The organism is Ralstonia sp. 25C, from assembly GCF_051904805.1.
In the GTDB taxonomy this organism is placed as follows: Bacteria; Pseudomonadota; Gammaproteobacteria; order Burkholderiales; family Burkholderiaceae; genus Ralstonia.
In genome coordinates this window covers 3,395,785-3,419,819 of the sequence record NZ_CP196737.1, presented here as the reverse complement: position 1 = coordinate 3,419,819, position 24,035 = coordinate 3,395,785, and the positions used below count along the sequence as shown (strand labels likewise).

The 24,035-nt window shown below is 62.7% G+C and carries 21 protein-coding genes and 1 pseudogene; 14 read left to right on the top strand and 8 right to left on the bottom strand.

Features of this window, described 5'->3' with window-relative positions:
* Nucleotides 1-2 precede the first annotated feature (2 nt).
* From sdhA to ACS7SF_RS16035, 4 genes are all read right to left on the bottom strand, one after another.
* Nucleotides 3-1,781, bottom strand: a complete 1,779-nt coding sequence (sdhA, locus tag ACS7SF_RS16050; protein WP_439890680.1) for a succinate dehydrogenase flavoprotein subunit — start codon at nt 1,779-1,781, stop codon at nt 3-5.
* A gap of 3 nt (nt 1,782-1,784) precedes the next feature.
* Complete coding sequence (sdhD, locus tag ACS7SF_RS16045; protein ID WP_426398028.1) at nt 1,785-2,150, bottom strand: succinate dehydrogenase, hydrophobic membrane anchor protein; 366 nt, start codon at nt 2,148-2,150, stop codon at nt 1,785-1,787.
* A 10-nt stretch (nt 2,151-2,160) separates the two neighbouring features.
* Entirely contained in the window at nt 2,161-2,571 is a 411-nt protein-coding gene (gene sdhC, locus ACS7SF_RS16040) for a succinate dehydrogenase, cytochrome b556 subunit (protein WP_439890679.1), read from the bottom strand.
* Between the two features lie 259 nt (nt 2,572-2,830).
* Nucleotides 2,831-3,643 (bottom strand): GntR family transcriptional regulator, encoded by an 813-nt coding sequence (locus ACS7SF_RS16035; RefSeq protein ID WP_439890678.1) that lies wholly within the window; start codon nt 3,641-3,643, stop codon nt 2,831-2,833.
* Between the two features lie 366 nt (nt 3,644-4,009).
* Here ACS7SF_RS16035 and ACS7SF_RS16030 point away from each other — a divergent pair, with 366 nt between their 5' ends.
* From ACS7SF_RS16030 to ACS7SF_RS15990, 9 genes and pseudogenes are all read left to right on the top strand, one after another.
* Nucleotides 4,010-4,996 (top strand): malate dehydrogenase, encoded by a 987-nt coding sequence (locus tag ACS7SF_RS16030; protein ID WP_439890677.1) that lies wholly within the window; start codon nt 4,010-4,012, stop codon nt 4,994-4,996.
* An 87-nt stretch (nt 4,997-5,083) separates the two neighbouring features.
* Nucleotides 5,084-6,065 (top strand): annotated as a pseudogene (locus ACS7SF_RS16025) (HpcH/HpaI aldolase/citrate lyase family protein).
* Nucleotides 6,066-6,328: 263 nt separating this feature from the next.
* Nucleotides 6,329-6,880, top strand: coding sequence for a hypothetical protein (locus ACS7SF_RS16020; protein WP_439890676.1), 552 nt, complete (start codon nt 6,329-6,331; stop codon nt 6,878-6,880).
* A gap of 35 nt (nt 6,881-6,915) precedes the next feature.
* Complete coding sequence (locus ACS7SF_RS16015) at nt 6,916-7,230, top strand: hypothetical protein (RefSeq protein WP_439890675.1); 315 nt, start codon at nt 6,916-6,918, stop codon at nt 7,228-7,230.
* A gap of 62 nt (nt 7,231-7,292) precedes the next feature.
* Nucleotides 7,293-9,998 carry an aconitate hydratase AcnA gene (gene acnA / locus ACS7SF_RS16010; protein ID WP_439890674.1) on the top strand — a complete coding sequence of 902 codons (2,706 nt, stop codon included), beginning with the start codon at nt 7,293-7,295 and terminating at the stop codon, nt 9,996-9,998.
* Between the two features lie 195 nt (nt 9,999-10,193).
* On the top strand, nt 10,194-10,490 hold the full coding sequence (locus ACS7SF_RS16005; RefSeq protein WP_439890673.1) for a hypothetical protein: 297 nt from the start codon (nt 10,194-10,196) through the stop codon (nt 10,488-10,490).
* A gap of 83 nt (nt 10,491-10,573) precedes the next feature.
* Nucleotides 10,574-11,785 carry a DUF2863 family protein gene (locus ACS7SF_RS16000; protein WP_439890672.1) on the top strand — a complete coding sequence of 404 codons (1,212 nt, stop codon included), beginning with the start codon at nt 10,574-10,576 and terminating at the stop codon, nt 11,783-11,785.
* A gap of 160 nt (nt 11,786-11,945) precedes the next feature.
* Nucleotides 11,946-13,541, top strand: coding sequence for an ABC transporter substrate-binding protein (locus ACS7SF_RS15995; RefSeq protein ID WP_439890671.1), 1,596 nt, complete (start codon nt 11,946-11,948; stop codon nt 13,539-13,541).
* A gap of 152 nt (nt 13,542-13,693) precedes the next feature.
* On the top strand, nt 13,694-14,518 hold the full coding sequence (locus ACS7SF_RS15990; RefSeq protein WP_439890670.1) for a BspC domain-containing protein: 825 nt from the start codon (nt 13,694-13,696) through the stop codon (nt 14,516-14,518).
* Nucleotides 14,519-14,578: 60 nt separating this feature from the next.
* Here the strand turns inward: ACS7SF_RS15990 and ACS7SF_RS15985 are convergent, their stop codons facing one another.
* On the bottom strand, nt 14,579-15,724 hold the full coding sequence (locus ACS7SF_RS15985; protein WP_439890669.1) for a M14 family metallopeptidase: 1,146 nt from the start codon (nt 15,722-15,724) through the stop codon (nt 14,579-14,581).
* A gap of 14 nt (nt 15,725-15,738) precedes the next feature.
* A complete protein-coding gene (yaaA, locus tag ACS7SF_RS15980; protein WP_439890668.1) occupies nt 15,739-16,512 on the bottom strand; it encodes a peroxide stress protein YaaA in 774 nt (257 codons plus the stop codon).
* A gap of 37 nt (nt 16,513-16,549) precedes the next feature.
* Here yaaA and ACS7SF_RS15975 point away from each other — a divergent pair, with 37 nt between their 5' ends.
* Both ACS7SF_RS15975 and ACS7SF_RS15970 read left to right on the top strand, forming a co-directional pair.
* On the top strand, nt 16,550-17,062 hold the full coding sequence (locus tag ACS7SF_RS15975) for a putative toxin-antitoxin system toxin component, PIN family (RefSeq protein ID WP_439890667.1): 513 nt from the start codon (nt 16,550-16,552) through the stop codon (nt 17,060-17,062).
* 12 nt (nt 17,063-17,074) lie between these two features.
* On the top strand, nt 17,075-18,259 hold the full coding sequence (locus ACS7SF_RS15970; RefSeq protein ID WP_439890666.1) for a pyridoxal phosphate-dependent aminotransferase: 1,185 nt from the start codon (nt 17,075-17,077) through the stop codon (nt 18,257-18,259).
* 189 nt (nt 18,260-18,448) lie between these two features.
* Here ACS7SF_RS15970 and lysA read toward each other — a convergent pair whose 3' ends face one another.
* The gene (gene lysA, locus ACS7SF_RS15965; RefSeq protein WP_439892780.1) at nt 18,449-19,693 is read right to left on the bottom strand and encodes a diaminopimelate decarboxylase; all 1,245 of its coding nucleotides are present in this window, start codon (nt 19,691-19,693) and stop codon (nt 18,449-18,451) included.
* Nucleotides 19,694-19,796: 103 nt separating this feature from the next.
* Between lysA and ACS7SF_RS15960 the strand changes: the two genes are divergently transcribed.
* Nucleotides 19,797-20,747, top strand: a complete 951-nt coding sequence (locus tag ACS7SF_RS15960; protein WP_439890665.1) for a LysR family transcriptional regulator — start codon at nt 19,797-19,799, stop codon at nt 20,745-20,747.
* 188 nt (nt 20,748-20,935) lie between these two features.
* Here ACS7SF_RS15960 and ACS7SF_RS15955 read toward each other — a convergent pair whose 3' ends face one another.
* Entirely contained in the window at nt 20,936-21,589 is a 654-nt protein-coding gene (locus tag ACS7SF_RS15955) for a glutathione S-transferase (RefSeq protein WP_439890664.1), read from the bottom strand.
* Nucleotides 21,590-21,711: 122 nt separating this feature from the next.
* Here ACS7SF_RS15955 and ACS7SF_RS15950 point away from each other — a divergent pair, with 122 nt between their 5' ends.
* Nucleotides 21,712-23,220, top strand: coding sequence for a 3-hydroxyacyl-CoA dehydrogenase (locus ACS7SF_RS15950; protein WP_439890663.1), 1,509 nt, complete (start codon nt 21,712-21,714; stop codon nt 23,218-23,220).
* A 29-nt stretch (nt 23,221-23,249) separates the two neighbouring features.
* Nucleotides 23,250-24,029, top strand: coding sequence for an oxepin-CoA hydrolase, alternative type (locus tag ACS7SF_RS15945; RefSeq protein ID WP_439890662.1), 780 nt, complete (start codon nt 23,250-23,252; stop codon nt 24,027-24,029).
* Nucleotides 24,030-24,035 lie beyond the last annotated feature (6 nt).

Below are 24,035 nucleotides of genomic sequence, written 5' to 3'. Positions count from 1 at the left end.
GGTTAGAACGTACGGGCCTTGGGCGGCACGCTTTCTACCGTCAACGGCTTCATCGTCACAGGCTTGTATTCCAGACGATTGCCTTCGCTGTAGTACAGCGTGTGCTTCATCCAGTTTTCGTCGTCGCGGTTCGGGAAATCGCTGTGGGCGTGCGCACCACGCGATTCCTTGCGAGCCGCTGCCGACACCATCGTCGCTTTCGCCACTTCCACCAGGTTGGCCACTTCCAGCGCCTCAACGCGCGCGGTGTTGAACACCTTGGACTTGTCCTTCAGGTGGATGTTGGCGCCGCGCTCAGCCACTTCCATGATGCGCTGGACGCCTTCGTCCATCAGCGTCTGCGTGCGGAACACGCCAGCGTGCGACTGCATGTTGCGGCGGATGTCGTTGGCGACGTCCTGCGCGTACTCGCCCGAGGTCGACGAGTCCAGCTTGGCCAGGCGCTCCAGCGCACGGTCGGCGGCATCGGCCGGCAGCGGCTTGTGCTCGCGGTTTTTCAGGTTCTGCGCAATGATGTGGTTGCCCGCCGAACGGCCGAACACCACCAAGTCGAGCAGCGAGTTCGTGCCCAGGCGGTTGGCGCCGTGCACCGACACGCACGAGCATTCGCCGATTGCGTAGAAGCCGTTGATGACTTCGTTCGGGCTGCCGTTCTTCGGCACCACGACCTGGCCATGATAGTTCGTCGGAATACCGCCCATCTGATAGTGGATGGTCGGCACGACCGGGATCGGCTCCTTGATCGCGTCGACGTTGGCGAACTTCAGGCCGATTTCGCGGATCGACGGCAGGCGCTTCATGATGGTCTCGGCACCGACGTGGGTCAGGTCGAGCAACACGTAGTCGCCGTTCGGGCCGCAGCCACGACCTTCCTTGATTTCCTGGTCCATCGAGCGCGACACGAAGTCACGCGGCGCCAGATCCTTCAGCGTCGGTGCATAGCGCTCCATGAAGCGCTCGCCATCCTTGTTACGCAGGATGCCGCCTTCGCCGCGCACGCCTTCCGTGATCAGCACGCCCGCGCCGGCCACGCCGGTCGGGTGGAACTGCCAGAACTCCATGTCTTCCAGCGGCACGCCAGCGCGCGCTGCCATGCCCAGGCCATCACCGGTGTTGATGAAGGCGTTGGTGGAAGCGGCGTAGATACGGCCTGCACCGCCCGTGGCGAACAGCGTCGTCTTGCCTTCGAGGATGTAGACCTCGCCGGTTTCCATTTCCAGCGCGGTCACACCCAGCACGTCGCCTTCCTGATCGCGGATCAGGTCCAGCGCCATCCACTCGGTGAAGAAGTGGGTCTTGGCCTTGACGTTGCGCTGATACAGCGTGTGCAGCAGCGCGTGGCCGGTACGGTCAGCGGCGGCGCAGGCACGCTGCACCGGCTTCTCACCGTAGTTCGACGTGTGGCCACCGAACGGACGCTGATAGATCGTGCCGTCCGCATTGCGGTCGAACGGCATGCCGAAGTGTTCCAGTTCATAGACCACGTTCGGCGCCTGGCGGCACATGAACTCGATCGCATCCTGGTCGCCGAGCCAGTCGGAACCCTTGATGGTGTCGTAGAAGTGATAGTGCCAGTTGTCTTCGCTCATGTTGCCCAGCGAAGCACCGATACCACCCTGCGCCGCCACGGTGTGCGAGCGGGTGGGGAAAACCTTGGACAGCACGGCCACGGAGAGGCCGGCTTCAGCCAGCTGCAGCGATGCACGCATGCCCGAACCGCCCGCACCGACGATCACGACGTCGAATTTGCGGCGCGGCAGCCCAGTCTTGACTGCGACCATGTCTTAAACCCTCCAGAGAATCTGAGCTGCGTAGCCCGCACAACCGACGAGCCACAGAATCGTCAACACTTGCAGCGTCAAACGCACTGCCACGGGCTTCACGTAGTCCATCCAGATGTCACGCACGCCAATCCAGGCGTGATACGTGAGCGAGACGAACGCCAGGAACGTCAGCATCTTCATCCACTGGTTGGCGAACAGGCCAGCCCAGCTTTGGTACGAGGTGTCTTTCGACAGCAGGAACGAGACCAGCAGCACAACCGTGTAGACCGCCATGATCACGGCGGTGACGCGCTGCGCAAGGAAGTCCTTCAGGCCGTAGTGCGCGCCAACGACGAGGCGCTTGGGACCGATATTGTTATTTGCCATCAGACGCTCCTCAGAACAGGCCGAACAGCTTGGCGCCGAACACGACGGTCAGCAGCAGGCTGACGATCAGCACGCTGACGGCAGTCTTCGACGACGTGGTCTTGTCGATGCCGATATGCAGATCGAGGATCAGGTAACGGATGCCAGCACAGAAGTGGTGCAGGTACGCCCAGATGAGCGCAAGGACGACAACCTTGGCGAAGCCGTTGGACAGGATCGCCGAGAACTTGGCGAAACTGATTTCCGACGTGAGACTTTGTTCGAACAAATACAGCGCGAACGGAAGAAGAAGGAACATCAGCGCGCCGCTGGCACGGTGCAAGATGGATACCTTACCGGCCCAGGGCAAGCGGTAGCGGGCGAGATCGCCCAAACCGATGTTCCTGAATTCCGGCCTGGCTTTCTTGATGGCTTCTGCCATGGTCAGACCCCAATTGGCTAATCAACAAACAAAACAGCTTTGCACAAATCCGCGAGATTCTAGCGCGCTTTTGTTGCGCAGCGCACCAATAATTCCACTCGGCACGCTCCACTTTTGTGCTTTTCGCCCTCGCCTGCCAGTGGCGCGACGCGGGGGCGATTCTCCTCTCTACATCCGCTTCGTGACACGCAATACGTTGTTGCGCGCCGCACAAATCAATGCGCGACTGGGCCGCACGAATCAGGCCCAGCCCGCGTGATCAGCTCAGTTCGTTCTGATAGTAGTGCCGTGTCGTGACGTACAGGCCACGGCGGATCTCCACCGGCTTGTCGCCGAACGTGTGCGACACACGTTCCACCGACAGCAGCGGCGAACCTGCCGCCACCGACAGCAGCTCGGCCGTCGCCGCATCCGCCGCCACGGCGCGAAGGCGCTCTGTGGCACGTAGCATGCGCACGCCGAATTCCGTCTCGAAGAACGCGTACATCGGGCCCTTCCACTCGGTCAGCTTTTCCGCGGTCAAACCCTTGAAGCTCGCGCCCGGCAGCCAGATCTCTTCGAGCACCGTCGGCTCGTCAGAGAAAAACAGCACGCGGCGAATCTGCACCACGCTGTCTCCGGCCTTGAGCTCAAGCAGCCGCGCGATCTCGGCGGGTGCGCGCATGCGCTTGCACTCGAGCACACGGCTGCTCGGGTAGTGCTGCTCGCCCTGCTCTGGCATCAGACGCAAGAAACGGAACTGCACGCCCTCTTCGTAGTGCGTGGTGACGAACGTGCCCTTGCCCTGCCGGCGCGCGACGAGGTTTTCAGCGGCCAATTCGTCGATCGCCTTGCGCACGGTCCCCTGGCTGACCTTGTAGCGGGCCGCCAATTCCATTTCGCTGGGGATCATTTCGCCGGGCTTCCATTCGCCGGCTTGCAGGCTTTGCAGGATCAGCGTCTTGATCTGCTGATACAGCGGACTGAAGGTGGGTGAGCCCGCACCCGCACCTGCGGAGACAGGCGATACACCGCCCTCGCCGCCCGAAGACGGTGGCACAACTGCGGATTGAGGGTTGGGCGTACTCGACATAACCGCCGATTTCACCACAAAAGCGGCGAACCCGTCCAGCCCGTTTATAGAATGTCTTATGTCTTATATAAGACAGAAGATTGTTTGACTTTGAGGCAACGCCCGGCCTACACTCGCGCCGATTCCGGACGACGGGCCCGCACTTGCGGCGACCAGCACCAAGGTCAACCACAAGGGTGTTTCCACTTCGTCATGCGGACGCAGTAAACTGCGAGGCTCTTGCCGATTCTGAGCCGGCCGCTTACGAGGCGCCGACCGTTGCCGGCAATGCCTGCGAGGCTGCACCCACATCCCGCCGGGATGTCCGCCGCGCGCAGTGCGATCCGCCGCTTTTTTTGATACAGCACTACCGTTTGGAGAGTTCTCATGGCAAAAGCACCCATGCGCGTCGCAGTGACCGGCGCTGCTGGACAGATCGGTTACGCCCTGCTGTTCCGCATCGCCGCCGGCGAAATGCTGGGCAAGGATCAGCCCGTCATCCTGCAACTGCTGGAAATCCCGGATGAGAAGGCCCAGAAGGCGCTCAAGGGCGTGATGATGGAGATCGAAGACTGCGCATTCCCGCTGCTGGCCGGCATGGAAGCCCACTCCGATCCGATGACCGCGTTCAAGGATGTCGACGTGGCCCTGCTGGTGGGCGCCCGCCCCCGCGGCCCGGGCATGGAGCGCGCTGACCTGCTGTCGGCCAACGCCCAGATCTTCACGGCACAAGGCAAGGCACTGAACGCCGTTGCCAAGCGCGACGTCAAGGTGCTGGTGGTCGGCAACCCGGCCAACACCAACGCCTACATCGCCATGAAGTCGGCGCCGGACCTGCCGCGCGAGAACTTCACCGCCATGCTGCGCCTGGACCACAACCGTGCCCTGTCGCAGATCGCCGCCAAGACCGGCAAGCCGGTGGCGAGCATCGAGAAGCTGTTCGTGTGGGGCAACCATAGCCCAACGATGTACGCCGACTACCGCTACGCCACCATCGATGGCAAGAGCGTCAAGGACATGATCAACGACCCGGTGTGGAACAACGACGTGTTCCTGCCGACCGTTGGCAAGCGCGGCGCCGCCATCATCGAAGCGCGCGGCCTGTCGTCGGCTGCCTCGGCTGCCAACGCCGCCATCGACCACGTCCGTGACTGGGTGCTGGGCTCGAACGGCAAGATCGTCACGATGGGCATCCCGTCGAACGGCGAATACGGCATCCCGAAGGACGTGATGTTCGGGTTCCCGGTCACGACCGAGAACGGCAAGTACAAGATCGTCGAAGGCCTGGAAATCGACGAGTACAGCCAAGGCAAGATCAAGATCACGCTCGACGAGTTGCTGGGCGAGCAAGATGGCGTGAAGCACCTGCTGTAAGCGCATGATCTGAGAAAGAAACCGGAGCGGATCGGCAGCGAACCCTCCGGTTTTTTTGCATTCAAATTCCCCCACCGAGACAGCGCAGTGCACCCCACCGAGGTTTTGTTCCAGGACGATGCCATGCCGGCCCAGTTGCCGGTCTGCGACCACTATGCGGGCGCAGAAAAGCTGATGCGCAAGTCGCTCGCCCTGCAACAAGCCCTCGGGCCCGTCTTCGACATCACATTTGACTGCGAAGACGGCGCCGCCGTCGGCCAGGAACGCGCGCATGCCGAGCTGGCCGCCGCGCTCATCAACAGCGACGACAACCGCTTCAACCGCGTCGGCGTACGCATCCACGACCCGAGCCACGACGCGTGGACGCAGGATGTTCGACATCCTCGTAGGCCAGGCCGGCAGCCGGCTCGCCTACGTGACTGTGCCCAAGGTGCGCGACGTGGTGGAAGTCGCCCGCGTGACCGATCGCGTCAATCAGGCTGCACGCGCCGCCGGTATTGCACGGCATCTGCCGATCCACGTACTGATCGAAACACACGGCGCACTGGCGCAGGTGTTCGACATTGCATCGTTGGTGCAGGTGGAATGCCTGAGCTTCGGGCTGATGGATTTTGTCTCCGCGCACAACGGCGCGATTCCCGGAGCGGCGATGGGTTCGCCCGAACAGTTCGAGCACCCACTGGTCCGCCGCGCACTCACCGAGATTTCCGCGGCCTGCCACGCGCACGGCAAGGTGCCGTCGCACAACGTGAGCACGGATATCAAGCACCCCGAGCGGGCCGGCGCCGATGCCGCGCGCGCCCGGAACGAATTCGGCTATCTGCGCAAATGGAGCATCCATCCAGACCAGATCGCGCCCATTGTTTCGGCGTTCCGCCCTTCCCACGAAGAAGTGACACAGGCTGCGGCCATTCTTGCGGCGGCGCAGGACGCGTCATGGGGCCCGATCCAGCATGAAGGCCGGCTGCATGACCGCGCGAGTTATCGCTACTGGTGGGCCGTGCTGCAGCGTGCGCACACCACTGGTGTCGAACTCCCACCGGATACGGCGACTCGGTTCTTCGGATAAGAGGCGTTGCTCGTAACAGCAGACCTTGGCGAACCACCCCCACGAACAAGGAGCTCGGACGACTCGACCACGAGGCACATTGCCCAGGAATCCGCGCTGTACATGGCATGACACCTCCGTTTGGCGGATCGGTTGCATCGCCGTGTAACAGAACGTTGGGCGCGGCGTACAAATCGGTCAAAATACCGGCCGGTGTGCGCCGAACCCTGGCATTCCGGCCCCGGGCGGCCGCCTCCCCTGATTCAGTCTTACGGAAGGAAACTATGAACAAGTTCATCGCGGGCGCCTGTGCCGGCGTTCTCTCGCTTGCAACTGCGCAATACGCAACTGCCCAGACCACGACCAACGCCAAGCCGGCCGCCAAGAAAAAGGCCCCGGCCAAGAGGACCTCCAAGAAGGGCGCCCCCGTTGCCGCCGCCAAGCCGGAAGGCGTGCAGTGGAAGTGCGAACTGGGCAATGAGCTGTACATCGCCGGCGACATGACGCGCGACCAGATCGTCAAGCTGCACTGGAAGGGCAAGAACTACGACCTGCCCCGCCAACTGACCCGTACCGGCGCAGACCGCTACTTTGATCAGAAGACCGGCTTCGACCTGGTTGTCATCCCGGCCAAGGCCATGCTGTTCGACCGCAACGAAGGCCATCGTCTGGCCGACGAGTGCCAGACCGCCGAAATGGCAGCCGGCGCTCCGGCCCCGACGCAAGCCGGCGCCCTGCGCGCTCCGGCAGGTCTGCCGCTGATGCTGCAGGACAACGCTGCCCCGGCTCCGGCGCCCGCTCCTACGCCGGACGCTGCGCAGCCCGCGAAGCAATAACGCAACATCACGCGAGAAGCCCCGAGGAAACGTCCATGTCAGCGCTGGCTGCGAATCCCCATCTGGAACCACGGCATGGCGGTCCATGCGTGGCCGGTGCGGGCGCGCTGGCGGATGGGCGCCTCGGGCGATCCGCATCTCGGAGGCCGCCCGTCAGCCATTTGGCGGCCTTCGATGACCCAGATACCGTCATGCACGCGTCAACGTGGGTGCATGACCGGCAGTGCATCAGGAATCATCACGACACCCCAGAACACCAGATCGCTCACGCGCTCACCGTCCAGCCGAAGGACGGCAAGGTGTTCAAGGAAATCGTGCAGCAGTTGGTTTGTAGTGATTGGATTGGTTGATTTGACGTCTCTGCAACGGGTGCCCCGGCGCCCCGCGCATCCTTAAGCCTTGGAGTCATGCCATGCCCCACAACCTGAAAAAAACACTCAAGGAATTCAAGATCAACGGCGGCCAGACCGGCAACTTCTATTCCCTGCCGCAACTGGGCAAGGAACTGGGCGTGGCGATCGAGCGCCTGCCGGTGTCGATCCGGATCGTGCTGGAATCCGTGCTGCGCAACTGCGACGGCAAGAAGGTGACCGAAGAGCACGTCGAGCAACTGGCCAACTGGAAGCCGAACGCCGAGCGCGTTGACGAAATCCCGTTCGTGGTCGCCCGCGTGGTGCTGCAGGACTTTACCGGCGTGCCGCTGCTGGCTGACCTGGCCGCCATGCGCAACGTGGCCGAGCGCATGGGCAAGAACCCCAAGAAGATCGAGCCACTGGTGCCGGTCAACCTGGTGGTGGACCACTCGGTCCAAGTCGACCACTTCCGCGAGAAGAAGGCGCTGGACCTGAACATGCAACTGGAATTCTCGCGCAACAACGAGCGCTACCAGTTCATGAAGTGGGGCATGCAGGCATTCGACACGTTTGGCGTGGTGCAGCCAGGCTTCGGCATCGTCCACCAGGTCAACCTGGAATACCTGGCACGCGGCGTCCATAAGAAAGACGGCGTGTACTACCCGGATACGCTGGTCGGCACCGACAGCCACACCACCATGATCAACGGGATCGGCGTGGTGGGCTGGGGCGTGGGCGGCATCGAAGCCGAAGCTGGCATGCTCGGCCAGCCGGTGTACTTCCTGACGCCGGACGTGGTGGGCGTGGAACTGAAGGGCCGCCTGCGCGAAGGCTGCACGGCCACTGACCTGGTGCTCACCATCACCGAAATGCTGCGCAAGGAAAAGGTCGTCGGCAAGTTCGTCGAATTCTTCGGCGAAGGCACGGCCAGCCTGTCCCTGCCCGACCGCGCGACCATCGGCAACATGGCACCGGAATACGGTGCAACGATGGGCTTCTTCCCGGTGGACGAGAAGACCATCGACTACTTCAAGGGCACGGGCCGCACGCAGGAAGAAATCGCTGCGTTCGAAGGCTACTTCAAGGCGCAAAAGCTGTTCGGCATCCCCAAGGCTGGCGAGATCGACTACACCAAGACGCTGACGCTGGATCTGGGCACGGTGGCGCCGTCGCTGGCAGGTCCGAAGCGCCCGCAAGACCGTATCGAAATCGGCAACGTGAAGTCGACGTTCTCGTCGCTATTCTCCAAGCCGGTGGCCGAGAACGGCTTCAACAAGAACGCCGAAGACCTCGACAAGACCTTCACGACGACCAACGGCGTGAACGTGAAGAGCGGCGATGTGCTGATCGCGGCCATCACCTCGTGCACGAACACCTCGAACCCGAGCGTGCTGCTGGCGGCCGGCCTGCTGGCCAAGAAGGCCGTGGAGGCTGGCCTGGAAGTCGCACCGCACATAAAGACCTCGCTCGCCCCGGGCAGCCGCGTGGTGACGAAGTACCTGGAGGCTGCGGGCCTGCTGCCCTACCTCGAGAAGCTGGGCTTTGGCGTAACGGCGTACGGCTGCACGACCTGCATCGGCAACGCCGGTGACCTGACGCCGGAACTGAACGAAGCCATCGTGAAGAACGACATCGTGGCGGCGGCCGTGCTGTCGGGCAACCGCAACTTTGAGGCGCGTATTCACCCGAACATCCGCGCCAACTTCCTGGCCTCGCCGCCGCTGGTCGTGGCTTACGCGATTGCCGGCAACGTGACGCGTGACCTGATGACCGAGCCGGTCGGCAAGGGCAAGAAGGGTCAGGACGTGTACCTGGGCGACATCTGGCCGAGCTCGGAAGAGATCGCCAAGCTGATGAAGTTCGCCATGAACGCCGACACGTTCCGTACGAACTACGAGCAGGTCAAGAAGCCGTCCAAGCTGTGGGCCAACGTCAAGGGCACGAAGGGTCAGGTCTACGATTGGCCGAAGTCGACGTACATCGCCGAGCCGCCGTTCTTCGAAGGCTTTGGCATGACGCCGGCCGCTGCCTCGGCATCGGTTTCGGGCGCACGTGCTTTGGGCGTGTTTGGCGATTCCGTGACCACCGACCACATCTCCCCGGCTGGGTCGATCAAGGAAACGTCGCCGGCCGGCAAGTACCTGCTGGCCAACGGCGTGCTCAAGGCCGACTTCAACAGCTACGGCTCGCGCCGCGGCAACCACGAGGTGATGATGCGCGGCACGTTCGCCAACGTGCGCATCAAGAACCTGATGATCCCGCCGAAGGCCGACGGCTCGCGCGTGGAAGGCGGCGAGACGCTGTTCCAGCCGAGCGGCGAGCAGATGTCGATCTACGACGCCGCCATGAAGTACATCGCCGAAGGCACGCCGACGGTCGTGTTTGGCGGCGAAGAGTACGGCACGGGCAGCTCGCGTGACTGGGCGGCCAAGGGCACGCAGTTGCTGGGCGTGAAGGCCGTGATCGCACGCAGCTTCGAGCGTATCCACCGTTCGAACCTGGTCGGCATGGGCGTCCTGCCGCTGCAGTTCAAGGGCAACGACTCGGTGCAATCGCTGGGCATCGTGGGCGACGAAACCTTCGACATCGAAGGCCTGGAAGGCGAAATCAAGCCGCAACAGGACGTCACCCTGGTAATCAAGCGCGCCAACGGCGAGACCACGCGCGCCGAAGTGCTGCTGCGCATCGACACGCCGATCGAAGTCGACTACTACAAGCACGGCGGCATCCTGCCGTTCGTGCTGCGTCAGCTGCTGGCTGCCTAAGCCGCCGCTGCGCTGTCGACCGGAAGCCGGCTCTTCGGAGCCGGCTTTTTTATGGCTGCCGAATCAAACAACGTGACGAGACCCCAACCGACGCGCAGCCTTTGGTAGAGTGTGTGCCGATTAGGCCGCGTGGCGGAGCGCTCGCCCATCGCCCGGTCCATCTTCAATCGCCCCATCCGCAGGAGCCTCGCACCCATGGCCAAAGTGGTTCTCGCCCTACTCGTCGTGGCGGCTGCCGTGTTCTACATCCTGTTCAAGGCGCCGCAGATCGATGCCCAGGCGCCGGCAGCGACCTTGCCAGCCAACGCCATAAGCGCCGCCGCTGCGCCCGTGCCGCCGCCTCCGCCAATGGAGACGGCCGCTTCTGCCGTCGCGCCGACTGCTCACGCAAGCGCACCGGCAGCATCGGAGCCCGCCGCAGTACAGGCACCAGCAACACCTACGGCGAGTGGCGTTGCCGCCGAAGCCTCGGCGCCTGCGGCGAAACCCTAGCGCCTTCGCCGAGAAAGCGGCACACGAAAGCGACCAAGGGTAAAATAACGCCCCTTCTTTCCAATCGACCGGTACGGCACAGCATGGCAGGATTCCGCTCCAAGGCCCCCCAACGTCTTTCCCCCGATGCAGAACGGCTTGTTGCCGATGCGCTGGCGCTTGATGCGTCGGGCAGCCGCATCGAAGACGTCTACTGGGAACAACGGCTGTCCGAACGTCTTTCGCGGCTGCTGAAGAACGGCAGCCAGACCGCGCTCGACGCCGCGCTCGACCACCTCTTCAAGCACAACGAAGAGGCCTCCGACGTGCTGGCCGAACAGGCCGAAACGCTGGCCGAATCGGCGGTGCTTAGCTCGGGCGGCGTTGAATACGATGCGTTGCTGATTGCGGCACCCATCCTGGCGCACACGCGCTACATGATCCCCTCGGGCACCATCAAGCCTGAACTCGCGCAGACGCTGCAGGTGCATCTGCAGGCGCACGTGATGGCGTCCAACGCACGCGTGGCGTTGGCACCGTACCTGTACAGCATCGACCAGCTGCCGCGCACGCACTCCGACACCTTCGCGCTCACGCACAAGCTGGCGGCGTACGCGCTGTCTGGCCAGCCGCCCAAGATGGATTTGCGCGACATGCCCGAGACTGCACCCATCCTCGCCGACCCGCGTTACCTCGTGGCCATCGTCGTGGCCCAGCACGGCCAGGCGCTGTTCCGCTGGCAGGAGGACGCCAAGGAGCATCACGCCGAACGCTCCGCCTGCCTGGAGCAATGGCGCGAGCAGGTCACCCCAACCATCTCCACGCTGATGCCCGGTTGCGAGTTCGACCTGCTGCTGCCGGACGCCTTCTTCCTGTCGTGCCGCGAATCCGACAAGCAGATCCGCCCGCTCACTGTGCGCGCTGCCGTGAACTATCTGCAGGGCGCGCTGGACATGCCGGCCAACCGCTTCGGCGCCATCATCGGCGCCTTCGGCGAAGAGCAAATCGAGGAATATCGCGTGGCCTTTACGGTGCGTGGCGAGAAAGACCTCATCTACGGCATCGTCTGGCCCGTCTATGGCCGCGATGGCGGCGCCACGGATGTCACCGCAGAAGGCGAGCCTGGCAGCCCGCTGGAGCAGATCTGCGACGAACTGCGCGCCTGCGGCATTGAAGACATCTTCCGCCACGGCCAGCTCTTCGAGCCGGAGTACTGCGAAGACTGCGGCGCCCCGCTTTATGCGGACCGCGCGGCAGAAATCGTCCACGCCGAGATGCCCGAAGACGCGCCGACACAGCAGCCGCTGTTCCACTGAGCATCGCGCGACAGCGCAAGCCACCTTCGGGTGGCTTTTTTATTGCTCGGTCATCGCGCATATTGATGGTTGCTTTGCATCGTACGTGCCCAGGCAGCCTGCGGCACAATGGCGGTCTTCCGCCACATGGCATCACCGACCGAACTCCAGGAGCCCCCCGATGACAACGCGTCCCCTCTTTGGTGGTCCGATTCGCGCCTTGATTCGCAGCATGGCTGCATGTGCGCTGGCTGCGGCAGCCTCCGTGCCGATGGCCGCGCACGCCGACGACCTCCGCATCGGCCTGTCTGCCGACGTCACGTCGATGGACCCGCAATGGAACAACGCCGGCCCCAACAACGCCATGGCGCTGCACATCTTCGAGTCGCTGGTCTTCCTCGACAAGAATGGCCGCTACACGCCGGGCCTGGCCACCTCGTGGAAGGCCATCGACCCCAACACGTGGGAGATCAAGCTGCGCCCCAACGTCAAATGGAGCGACGGCACGCCCTTCACCGGCGAAGACGTAAAGGCATCGATCGAGCGCCCGGCACGGCTGACCAACAGCCCCGGCCCGTTCACGAGCTACACGAAGTCGATCACCGAGGTACAGATCGTCGATCCACTCACGGTGCGGCTGAAGGTGTCGATCCCGAACTACGCGAGCATTCCCAACGACCTGAACAGCTTGCCGATCATCCCGAAGAAGGTGGCGGACGCATCGCAAGCGGACTTTGATGCCGGCAAGGCAATGATCGGCACGGGCCCGTTCGTGTTCGACCACTTCACACGCGGCCAGGAAATCGTGCTGAAGAAAAACCCGGGCTACTGGGGCCGTGCCCCGCAGTGGGACAAGGTCACCTTCAAGATCATCACCGACAACGCCGCGCGCACGGCTGCCCTGCTTTCGGGTGATGTAGACGTCGTGGAGGCCGTGCCAGCCGCCGACGTGCCGCGCATCAAGCAGAACCCGAAGTTCCACCTCGAGCAGCAGGTGTCCTGGCGCACGATCTTCTGGCAGATGGACCAGAGCCGCGATGTGTCGCCGTTCATCACGGACAAGGCCGGCAAGCCGCTTGCCAAGAATCCGTTCAAGGACCGCCGCGTGCGTGAAGCCCTGGCATTGGCCATCAACCGTGATGCGATCGTCAGCCGCGTGCTGGAAGGCCAGGGCGTGGTGGCATCGAGCATCGTGTCCCCGCAGATCTTCGGGCATCCAGGCGGCAAGATTGGCTATGACCCGGATCGCGCGAAGAAACTGCTTGCCGAGGCGGGCTACCCGAACGGCTTCGGGCTCACGCTGCACGCCACCAACAACCGCTACCTGAACGACGCACAAGTCGCGCAGACCACCGCGCAACTGCTCACGCGCATCGGCATCCAGACCAAGGTGGAAACACTGCCGGTGGCCGCGTACTTCTCACGCGCGCGCCAGGGTGAGTTCTCGTTCATGATGCTGGGCTGGGGCTCGGTGGCAGCCGACGTAGCGCTGCGCAGCATCCTCGGCACACCCAACGCAGAAACCGGCTACGGCACCTGGAACTGGGGCCGCTACAGCAACCCGCAGCTGGACAAGCTGGTGCAGACGTCGCTCTCCACGGTATCGAGCGATCAGGCGCATGAGCAGGCCGCCAAGACTGCTGCACGCTTCGCACAGACTGACTACGCGATCATTCCCTCGCATCACCAACTCGCCACGTGGGCCATGCGCAAGGGCATCCGCTACGAAGCGCGGACAGACGAATGGTCGCTCGCGCATCTGTTCACCAAGCAATGATGATGGGTTCGTAATCTCGTAACGTCAGGTCGTAACGCCCTGTTACAGCAAAATCGCCGGAAGTTCCGCATTGGGGTAACTAGCAGGAACTTTCGGCGCAGGCTTTCCTCTATCATGGCGTTTTTCCACGCCGACACCCTGTAACACTCGTGATGTTGCGACCCAAACTACTTTGTCTCGGCGTCGTTGCGCTGCTGGCCGCCTGCTCCAACTTGCAGACCCAACCGACCGATGCGTCGGCCCCGGCCACCACCACAACGCCGAGCACGCCGGCCGCGCAAGCCAAGCCGGCCATCCAGCCTGTACCGTCCACCCCGCCCATCGTCTTCGGTTCGGCCGATGCCAGCGGCAATACCACGGTCAACCTGCCGTCCAAGGACAAGATGAGCTTGTCCGAATACCGCGCACAAACCCGTGACCGCCTGATCCAATCGGAAGGTGCCCGCCCCGACGTGGCCGACTGCGCCGCGCATGCGAGCTGGATCATTCCGCGCTCCACCAATTTTGATCAGTTCCGCCTGCCGACCGGCGCCCTGTCCAACGACCAGGCCAAGGTCGAGCCGTGGGACTCGCGCTTCTCGTCCAGCAAGCAAGGCGCGGTCAAGGTCTCGAGCGTGGTCAGCTTCAATGCCGCCGTGCACAAGCGCGGCACGGGCAACGACCAGTGGGAGCCGGTGCGCGTGCGCTGCGGCTATGACGAAGGGATGATGTTGGCGTACGAACTGCTCGACGCCAACGGCCAGCCGTTTGCCGCACCGGCCGCAGCCTCGTCTTCATCGACCGTGCGCACCCACTGCCGCCGCGGCCACCGTTGCACGACCACTGCCGTGCACGGCAAGGGCACTGCCAAGGGCAAGGCCACGGCTAAATCCGCCAAGGCAACCAAGGGCACCAGCACCGCCAAGACCAAGTCGGCCTCGACCGGCAAATCCACCGCCAAGTCGACGGCCAAGAAAAAGAAGTCGACTAGCCAATAAGACAAACGCGCCGCCAGAAACCTGAGCGGCGCGTTGTCGTTATGGCTTCTGCGTGATGGCTTAGCCGAGGTATTCCAGGATCGCCTGCAGCATGGCCGCACCCAAAGCGGCGCTGCGGGCGCCGTCCCAGCCCACGCGTGCGTCGGGCAAGTTGGCGTTGTCTTTGAACGGCATTTCCAGCGTCAACGACAGGCAACCATACGTGTGACCGATGTACTTTGAGGCGAGTTTGAGCGCGTCTTCGTTGTACTTGCTGGCCTCGTAGCCGTATTGCGTTTGGAAATCCGGTGAGGCGCGCAGGAAGGCCGCAACAAAGCGATCCTGATCGGCACGCTGCGCATCGGTAAAGCCCGGCAGCATTTCGCTGCCTGCCACGAACACGTAGGGCAGCGCCTCATCGCCGTGGATATCGAAGAACAGGTCGACGCCGGTCTGCTCGATGGCCTGGCGCACGCACAGCACCTCGGGGCTGCGCTGGGCGTCGGGCTCCATCCATTCGCGGTTCAGGTTGGCGCCAGCGGCGTTGGTGCGCAGGTTGCCCAGCGACGAGCCATCCGGGTTCATGTTCGGCACGATGTGGAAGACGGCGCGCTCGGCGAGCACGCGGCCGATCGGATCGCCGCTCCATACGCCCTGGTGCGTCAGGCGTGCGAGCAAGCCTTCGACGAACCATTCGGCCATCGTCTCGCCCGGATGCTGGCGGGCGATGATCCACACGTTCTTCTTGCCGGGGCCGGGTTCGCCGACGGTGATGCTGGTCATGTCGCGACCTTGCACCGTTTGCCCCAGACGCTGCGTGCGCACGCCAGGCTGTGTCTGCGCGGCAGCCACGAGCGACAGATGGCGCTCGTCCGAATACGGCTCGAAGTAGGCAAACCAGATGCTGTCGTGCTCGGGTGTCACCTCGAGGGTCATCGTCTTGCCGTCGTAGCGCGTCGGCACGCGGAACCAGTGCTCGCGATCGTACGAGGCGACGGCCTGGTAGTCCTTCCAACCGGCGGGGTACGTGCATTCGCCGGCGTTTTCCAGCGCCAGCTTGCACGCCTGCCCCTGCACGCCTTGCAGGCGGAAGTGGAACCACTGCATGAAGTCAGCATGCGAATCACGTCGGATGCGCAGGCGGATGGCGTCCGCTCGAGTGGCCTCGACGATCTCGATGGCGCCGCTGTCGAATGCGCTGGAAATATGCGGTTGGGTGGCAGTCATGTCGGCTCCTGTCTTCAGATGAGCTTGCGGCGGAAAACCCAGCGCTCGTCGTCGGAATCGGCCGCGACAAACGCGTAACCGTCAACATCGAACGCCTTGAGTTTGCGCGGATCGGTAATGCGGTGCTCGATCGCGTAACGCGCCATCAGCCCGCGCGCGCGCTTGGCGTAGAACGAGATGATCTTGTATTGCCCATTCTTCCAATCTTCGAAGATGGGCGTGACGATGCGCGCCTTGAGCACCTTGGGGCGCACGACTTTGAAATACTCTTCCGACGCGAGGTTGACGAGCACCGGGTCATCGTCCTGCTTGAAGAGCTTGTTTAGCGCCAACGTCACTTCGTCGCCCCAGAAGGCGTAGAGGTCCTTGCCGTGCGGGTTGACCAGGCGCGTGCCCATTTCCAGGCGGTACGGCTGCATCCAGTCGAGCGGGCGCAGTACCCCGTACAGGCCCGACAAAATCCGCAGATGCTTCTGCGCGAACTGCAGATCGTCGGCCGACAGCGAATTCGCATCGAGCCCGCCGTAGACGTCGCCATCGAAGGCCAGCGCGGCCTGCTTGCTGTTCTCGGCGGTGAATTCAGGGGACCAATCGCCGTAGCGTGTCGCGTTCAACACTGCCAACGGGTCGGAAATCTTCATCAGCGTGCCGATCTGGGCCGGCGACAGCTTGCGAAGCACGTCGATGAGTTCTGCGGAGCGCACGATGAAATCGGGCAGCGTGTGGGTCTTGGTGCGCGGCGGCGTATCGTAGTCGAGCGACTTGGCCGGCGAGAGGACGATGATCATGTCAGAATCGCGGTTCACAAGTCTGGAATTGTATCGAATGGCGGACGCTGCTGCCCCGGCCCAAACCCCAGCGCCACGCGTGGTGCTGGACTCCAACATCTGGGTCGACATCCTCATCTTTGACGACGCCGTTGCGCGCCCGATCCGCACCGCGCTGGAAACGGGCCGGCTGGATGCCATCATCAGCCCTGCGTGCCGCGAAGAGCTCCGCCGCGTGCTGGACTATCCGCAGTTCGCGCACTACGCCGTCGATGCGCAAGCGGCGCTGGCCTGGGTCGATCGCGTAACCCGCTCGGTGGCCGATCCCGCAGAGCCAACACCGGCCGCCCGCGCGCAAGGCGAAACCTTCGTCCCGCGCTGCAAGGACCGCGACGACCAGAAATTCCTGGCGCTGGCCGATGCCGCCGGCGTGGCCTATCTCGTCTCCAAGGACAAGGCCGTGCTCAAGCTCAAACGCCGCATGGCCAAGTATTGCGACGTGGCGGTGCTGCCGCCCAAGCAGTTCGTCGCGCTGGTCCAGTTGGAAAGTACTTCCACCATTCAAGCCTGAAGCCGTTTCATCATGACCACTGCCGCTCTGTCCGCTGACTCGCTCGCGCCCATCGCTCCGCCGCCCTCGCGGCTGCCCAACGTTGGCACCACCATCTTCACCGTGATGTCGGCGCTGGCAGCAGAGAAACAGGCCGTCAACCTCGGCCAGGGCTTTCCGGATTTCGATTGCGACCCGCGCATTGTCGATGCGGTGTCCGACGCCATGCGCGCGGGCCTGAACCAGTACCCGCCGATGACCGGCGTACCCGCACTGCGCCGAGCCATCGCCGCGAAAGTCGCCACGCTCTACGGCCACACGTACGACGCCGATCGCGAAATCACCATCACCGCCGGCGCCACACAGGCGCTGTTGACCACCGTTCTGTGCTGCGTACACCCGGGCGATGAAGTGATCGTCTTCGAGCCGACGTACGACAGCTACATCCCGTCGATCGAGCTGGCCGGCGGCAAGGTCGTGCCGATCACGCTGAACGCACCGGACTTCCGCATCCCGTTCGACAAGCTGGCCGCCGCCATCACACCGCGCACGCGCCTGATCATGCTCAACACGCCGCACAATCCGACGGGCACCGTCTGGCACGCGGACGACATGCAGAAGCTGGCCGAGATCCTCGCGCCGACGAACGTGCTGCTGCTCTCCGACGAGGTGTACGAGCACATGGTGTACGACGGCGTGCCGCATGCGTCGGTCGCGCGCATTCCCGAGCTGGCGCGGCGCGCCTTTGTGGTGTCGAGCTTCGGTAAGACGTATCACGTGACGGGCTGGAAGGTCGGCTACGTGGCCGCGCCCGCTGCGCTGATGGCGGAGTTCCGCAAGGTGCACCAGTTCAACGTGTTCACCGTCAACACGCCGGTGCAGCACGGACTGGCGAACTTCATGGCCGATCCGCGACCGTATCTGGAGTTGCCCGCGTTCTACCAGCACAAGCGCGACCTGTTCCGCGCGGGGCTGGAGAAGACGCGCTTCAAGCTGCTGCCTTGCCAGGGCACGTACTTCCAGTGCGTGGACTACAGCGCCATCTCCGACCTGCCCGAGGCAGAATTCGCCAAGTGGCTGACGAGCGAAATTGGCGTGGCGGCGATCCCCGTGTCGGCGTTCTATTCGCAACCGCACGAATCGGGCGTGGTGCGCTTTTGCTTCGCCAAGAAAGACGAAACGCTCCAACTGGCGCTGGAGCGTTTGTCGAAGGTGTAAGACCGGAGCCGATTAGCGCTTACCCCTCCTCCGCGATTGGGTCCGGACACACATCGATATCTGAAACTGTACGGTCAGCTTTAGTGCAGAGTTGGAGCTGTATCTCCATCTCCAGCAGTTGCCCGAAAAGTATGGATCGACGCAGCGTACCTATCGCAATGTGACCGCAGTCGAAGAGACAGCGATCGGTCAGCAGTTCTCCAAAGACAACAGATCATCAATGGTTTGCCTGCGACGAATTAGTCTGCATTTCGTGCCCTCGCACAGAACTTCAGGAGCAAGCGGTCTACTGTTGTAGTTCGATGACATCGACGCACCATAGGCTCCGACATCGTGGAATACCAAGAGGTCACCAACTAGTGGCTCAGGAAAATCTCGGTCTTCAATCATGCCGCGGCTGTCCTGCGTAAACACATCGCCGGCCTCACACAGCGGCCCAGCCACTGCAAATGTACCAACCGACCGAGTCATGGCCGCATCTGAGCCATCAGCGGGCAACACAGAGATTTCATGATAGCTGCCGTACATTGACGGGCGCACCAAATCGTTGAACCCCGCATCCACCAGTACGAAATGATGTTCCGGCGTCTGCTTGATCGCATGAACCGAGGCAACTAGAAGGCCAGCCTCAGCCAAGAGAAACCGACCGGGCTCAATTTCGAGCCGAACTGTATGGCCAAGGTGACGTTCAACCTCGCGACGCGCATGGTTCCATAGCTGGAAATAGTGGGTGGCATCCACGCCAGCATCCCCTTGGCGATACGGAACTGAGAGCCCCCCGCCGGCAGAGATCGCGTGGAAATCACAGTCGATCTGCTTTGCTACTTCGACCAGGGCTCCACAGACTTGTGCGAGATGGGCATAGTCCACCCCAGACCCGATGTGCATGTGCAAGCCTTCGAGACGCAATCCATGTTTTCGGATCAGCGCAATTGCCTTTGCCACGTCGGTATGCCAGATACCGTGCTTACTGTGCGGGCCACCGGTGTTCGTCTTGTTGCTGTGACCGTGTCCAAAGCCGGGATTCACGCGTATCCATACCGAATGCCCCGGCGCATTGGCGCCCAGATACTCGAGCATATGCAGTGAACCAACGTTGACGCTAATGCCATGTCGCAGGACTAGCGCCAGTGTTTCCTTGTCCATCACATCAGCGGTAAACGCCACACCAGGCGGATCACTTCGAGCATCGAAGCCGGCCACCAGACTGCGTTCGATCTCCCCCGCTGAAACTGCGTCTACGACAACCCCAAGCTCACGCATGAGCTTGAGTATGTGAACGTTCGAGTTGGCTTTCTGTGCATAGCGAATGACATCAAACTGCCGCAGCAGCTCGACTCGCTCACGAATCGTTTCGCTGCTGTATATCCAAAGAGGTGAACCATATTCGTTCACCAAGTCGCGTACGGGGATGTTCGAGTCTAGCGCTGCCATATACCAGCCATGATGGTCACTGTAGGTTTGATCATGCCGCGATTCGCCGCGTAGGTAAAATATCGAAATGTCGTCACTCCATTCATTTCTGATATAGCCGGCCATGTCACTCACACACAGGCACGTGGACGTTTTTCGGGCGCTGATGACGGCTGGAAGCGTGACAAAGGCTGCGGAGCTTCTTTTCACCTCGCAGCCCACGGTAAGTCGGGAACTCGCTCGTATCGAGCAAGTCGTCGGGTTCAAACTTTTTGACCGGAGCAACGGAAGGCTCAGGCCTACCGCTGCGGCACTGACACTATTTGATGAGGTCAAGCAGTTCTACGTTGGCCTTGAGCGCGTAGCTTCCACGGCGGCACATTTACGTGCTTTCAAGGGTGGCGGACTTTCTGTACTGACGCTGCCGATGTTCTTGCAGACCTTGCTCCCAGGTGCATGCCAACGGCTCTTTGCCGGGCGATCGGATGCCACACTGACAATTGAAGCGCAGGAATCCCCGTTTCTCGAAGAATGGCTCTGCGCACAGCGCTTCGATCTTGGTTTAACCGAACAGAGCAAGGCCCTGCCAGGCACTCGACTGGAGCCACTTCTTGAGATTGACGAAGTTTGTGTCTTGCACGATGGACACCCTTTGCTGGCCAAACGAAAGATCGCCCTTTCGGATTTTTCAGGAGCCAATTTCATCAGCCTCTCACCAGCTGATCCCTATCGCCTGCTGTGGGATGAGGCATTCGCTCGGCAAGGTGTCGTTCGTAACCTATTAATCGAAGCGCCAACTGCAGCCGCAGTTTGCAGCTTGGTTCAGAAGCGATTGGGAATCGCGATTGTGAATCCTCTCACCGCCATGGAGTTCGTCCCGCTGGGGCTTCATGTTCGGCCATTGAGGACGTCGTTTCCTTTTCGCGTCAATCTGCTGCGTGCGGAACACCGACCGGCGAATCACCTCGTTGAACCCTTCACTCGTGCGCTTCGCGAAGAGGTCACCTTGGTTGCCGCTTCGCTAAAGAGAATCACTTCGGTGTCATCAACACAACCTCGAACGCTCAAGGTGTAGCTGGGCATGAGCCAATTTGGTATGTCATCAGTACACGACGCTGTACGCCTGCGGGGAGATTGCTCGCATTGACCTGCCCCGCGATTAGTACGCTGACGACGTGGAGTGCATTTAAACCACGTCAAAACGAAACGCTCCAGTTGGCGCTGGAGCGTTTGTCGAAGGTGAAGGTGTAAGACCGGAGCCGATTAGCGCTTGCTTGCGTAGTGCGCCAGCATCTGCTCCAGGTTCGCCTTGCTGTCTGCCCTCGTTTTCTGGACGTTGGGGTTCTCCGCCATCGCGGCCAGGTAAGGCTTGACGCCCTCGACCTGCGCCAGCAGGTCTTCACCGTAGATGATCTTGGTGGCCGAGCTCACCAGCGGGAAGTGCACGATGGCCGCGCAGTCCGCAATGGTGAACGTGTCGCCCGCCACGTACGGCGCGAACTTGAACAGCTTGGCCGCCGCCGGGATGTTCTTCTGCAACTGCTCGCGCGTTTTCGCTTTCAGGTTGTCGCTGATCTTGCCGCCGAAGAACGCTTCGGGAAACAGCTGGCGCGCCACCAACTCCAGGTGCAGCTCCAGGAAGGTCACCACCTCCCGCACCTTGGCCGCCTGGAACGGGTCGGCCGGAATGAGCGGGTGTTCCGGATAGCGCGCCTCAAGATAGTCGACGATGACCTGCGATTCGCACATGCCGCGATCGCCATCCTTCAGGTACGGCACCTTGTGCAGCGGCGAGATTTCGCCGTCGGTCTGGTCGGGCCAGCGCAGCGACTCTTCAAACGGAAGGCCCTTCTCCATTAGCGCGAGCTTGACCTTGTTGTAGTAGTTGCTCGCGGCAAAACCGTATAGCGTCAGCATGAAGCACTCTCTCCTTGGGTGGCGCTGTGTGATGGAAGCGCCCATTATGGTTGGCGCGGATGCCTAAAATCGCACGCTCGTGCTATTTTAGCCAGACTTCTTTCGATCGAAGCGGATTTCATATGCAGACTATCGGGATTGTAGGGGCCGGCGCCATGGGCCGCGGCATTGCACAGATCGCGGCCCAGGCGGGCTTGCGCGTCAAGCTGTTCGACGCCAACCCGCAAGCCGGGGAAGCGGCGCGCACCGCACTGGCCGATACGCTCGCCAAGCTGGCCGCCAAAGGCAAGCTGACCCAGGAGGATGCCGACGCGACTGTCGCGCGACTGATCCCGGCAGGTGCCCTTTCCGATCTGGCCGACTGCGATCTCGTTGTCGAGGCCATCGTCGAAAAGCTGGAGGTCAAGCGCGACCTCTTCCGCCAGCTCGAAGACATCGTCCGCGCCGACGCGATCCTGGCGTCGAATACGTCGTCGCTGTCGATCACAGCGATTGCAGCCACCTGCAAGCACCCCGAGCGCGTGGCGGGCTTCCACTTCTTCAATCCGGTACCGCTGATGAAGGTGGTGGAGGTGATCGACGGCCTGCGCAGCGCGCCTGCCACCGGCGATGCCCTGGCCGCACTCGCCAAGCGCATGGGCCACACGGCTGTGCGCTGCATCGACATGCCGGGCTTCATCGTCAACCACGCCGGGCGCGGCATGAACACCGAAGGGCTGCGCGTGGCGCAGGAAAGCGTAGCCGCCTATGCCGATATCGACGCCATCATGCGCGAGCAAGCGGGCTTCCGCATGGGGCCGTTCGAGTTGATGGACCTGACGGGGCTGGACGTTTCGCACCCGGTGATGGAATCGGTCTACCGCCAGTTCTACGACGAGCCGCGCTACCGCCCCTCACAAATCACCGCCGTGCGCTTTGCCGGCGGCATCCTGGGCCGCAAGACGGGCGAAGGGTTCTATCGCTACCCCGAAGGCCAGAAGCAGGTGCCCGCTGAAGCGCCTGGGCCGACCGCTCGCCCATCGTCCGTATGGATCAGCCGCGCGCACGAAGCCGGTCACGCCGCTGCGCAGCGTCTGCTGCTCGATCTCGGGGTCACGCCGGAAGCAGGCTCGAAGCCTTCCGCTGATGCGCTCATCATCGTCACGCCGCGCGGGCTGGATGCGACGGCGTGCGTGGCTGCCGAAGGGCTCGACGCACGCCACACCGTGGCGCTCGACACGCTCTATCCGTTTGCCGCCACCAAGCGCCGCACGCTGATGACCACGCCCGCCACTGACGCCGCCTATCGCGATGCCGCGCATGGCCTGCTCGCATCGGATGGCGTGCCGGTGACGGTGATTCGCGATTCGGGCGGCTTCGTTGCCCAACGCATCGTCGCGTGCATCGTCAACATCGCGTGCGACATCGCGCAGCAGCGCATCGCCACACCGACAGACATCGACCTCGCTGTTACGTTGGGACTGGGCTACCCCCAGGGACCGTTGGCGTTGGGCGACACGCTAGGCACGAACGCCATTCTCGAAGTGCTGCAGAACCTGTACACGCTCTATGGTGACCCGCGTTATCGCCCGAGCCCGTGGCTGTTGCGTCGTGCTCGTCTGGGTATGTCGCTGCTGACGCTGGACACCTGAACCCATCCCTCCGACACGAGGCCATTGCCATGACCGCGCAACTGCTCTCCCAACGCATCGGCTCCACGCTGGTGCTCACGTTGTCCAACCCCGACGCACGCAACGCACTGGACCCGGTGATGTACACCGCGTCGATGGAGGCCCTGGACCGCGCCGCCAACGACAGCGAGATCCGCGCCGTCATCTTCACCGGCGCCGGCAACGCGTTCTGCGCCGGCGGCAACCTGAACCGCCTGCTGGAAAACCGCAGCAAGCCGAAGAGCGTGCAGGAAGACGGCATCGACGCGCTCAACCATTGGATCGAGACGATCCGCACGTTTCCCAAGCCGGTGATTGCGGCTGTGGAAGGCCCGGCAGCGGGCGCCGGTTTCTCGCTGGTGCTGGCGTGCGACTTTGCGATTGCCGCGTCGGACGCGAAGTTCGTGATGGCGTATGTGAACGTAGCGCTCACGCCGGACGGCGGCGGCTCATGGCATATCGCGCGCTTCCTCCCTCGCCCGCTGGCCAGCGAAATCATCATGCTCGGCAAGCCTGTCGGCGCGGAACGGCTGGCACACTTTGGCCTCATCAACGAAGTCGTCAAACCCGGTGAGGCACTGGACCACGCGCTGGCACTCACGGAAAAACTCGCCGCGCAGTCGCCGCACGCGGTGGGCCGCATCAAGGGCCTGATCGCCAATGCGGAAGACGCCTCGCTGCACGATCACCTGAAGGCCGAGCAGCACAGCTTTGTCGAAGCGCTGCACCACGCCGATGGCAACGAAGGCATCTCGGCCTTCCTGCAGAAGCGCAAACCCCAGTACCGCTGATCGCGC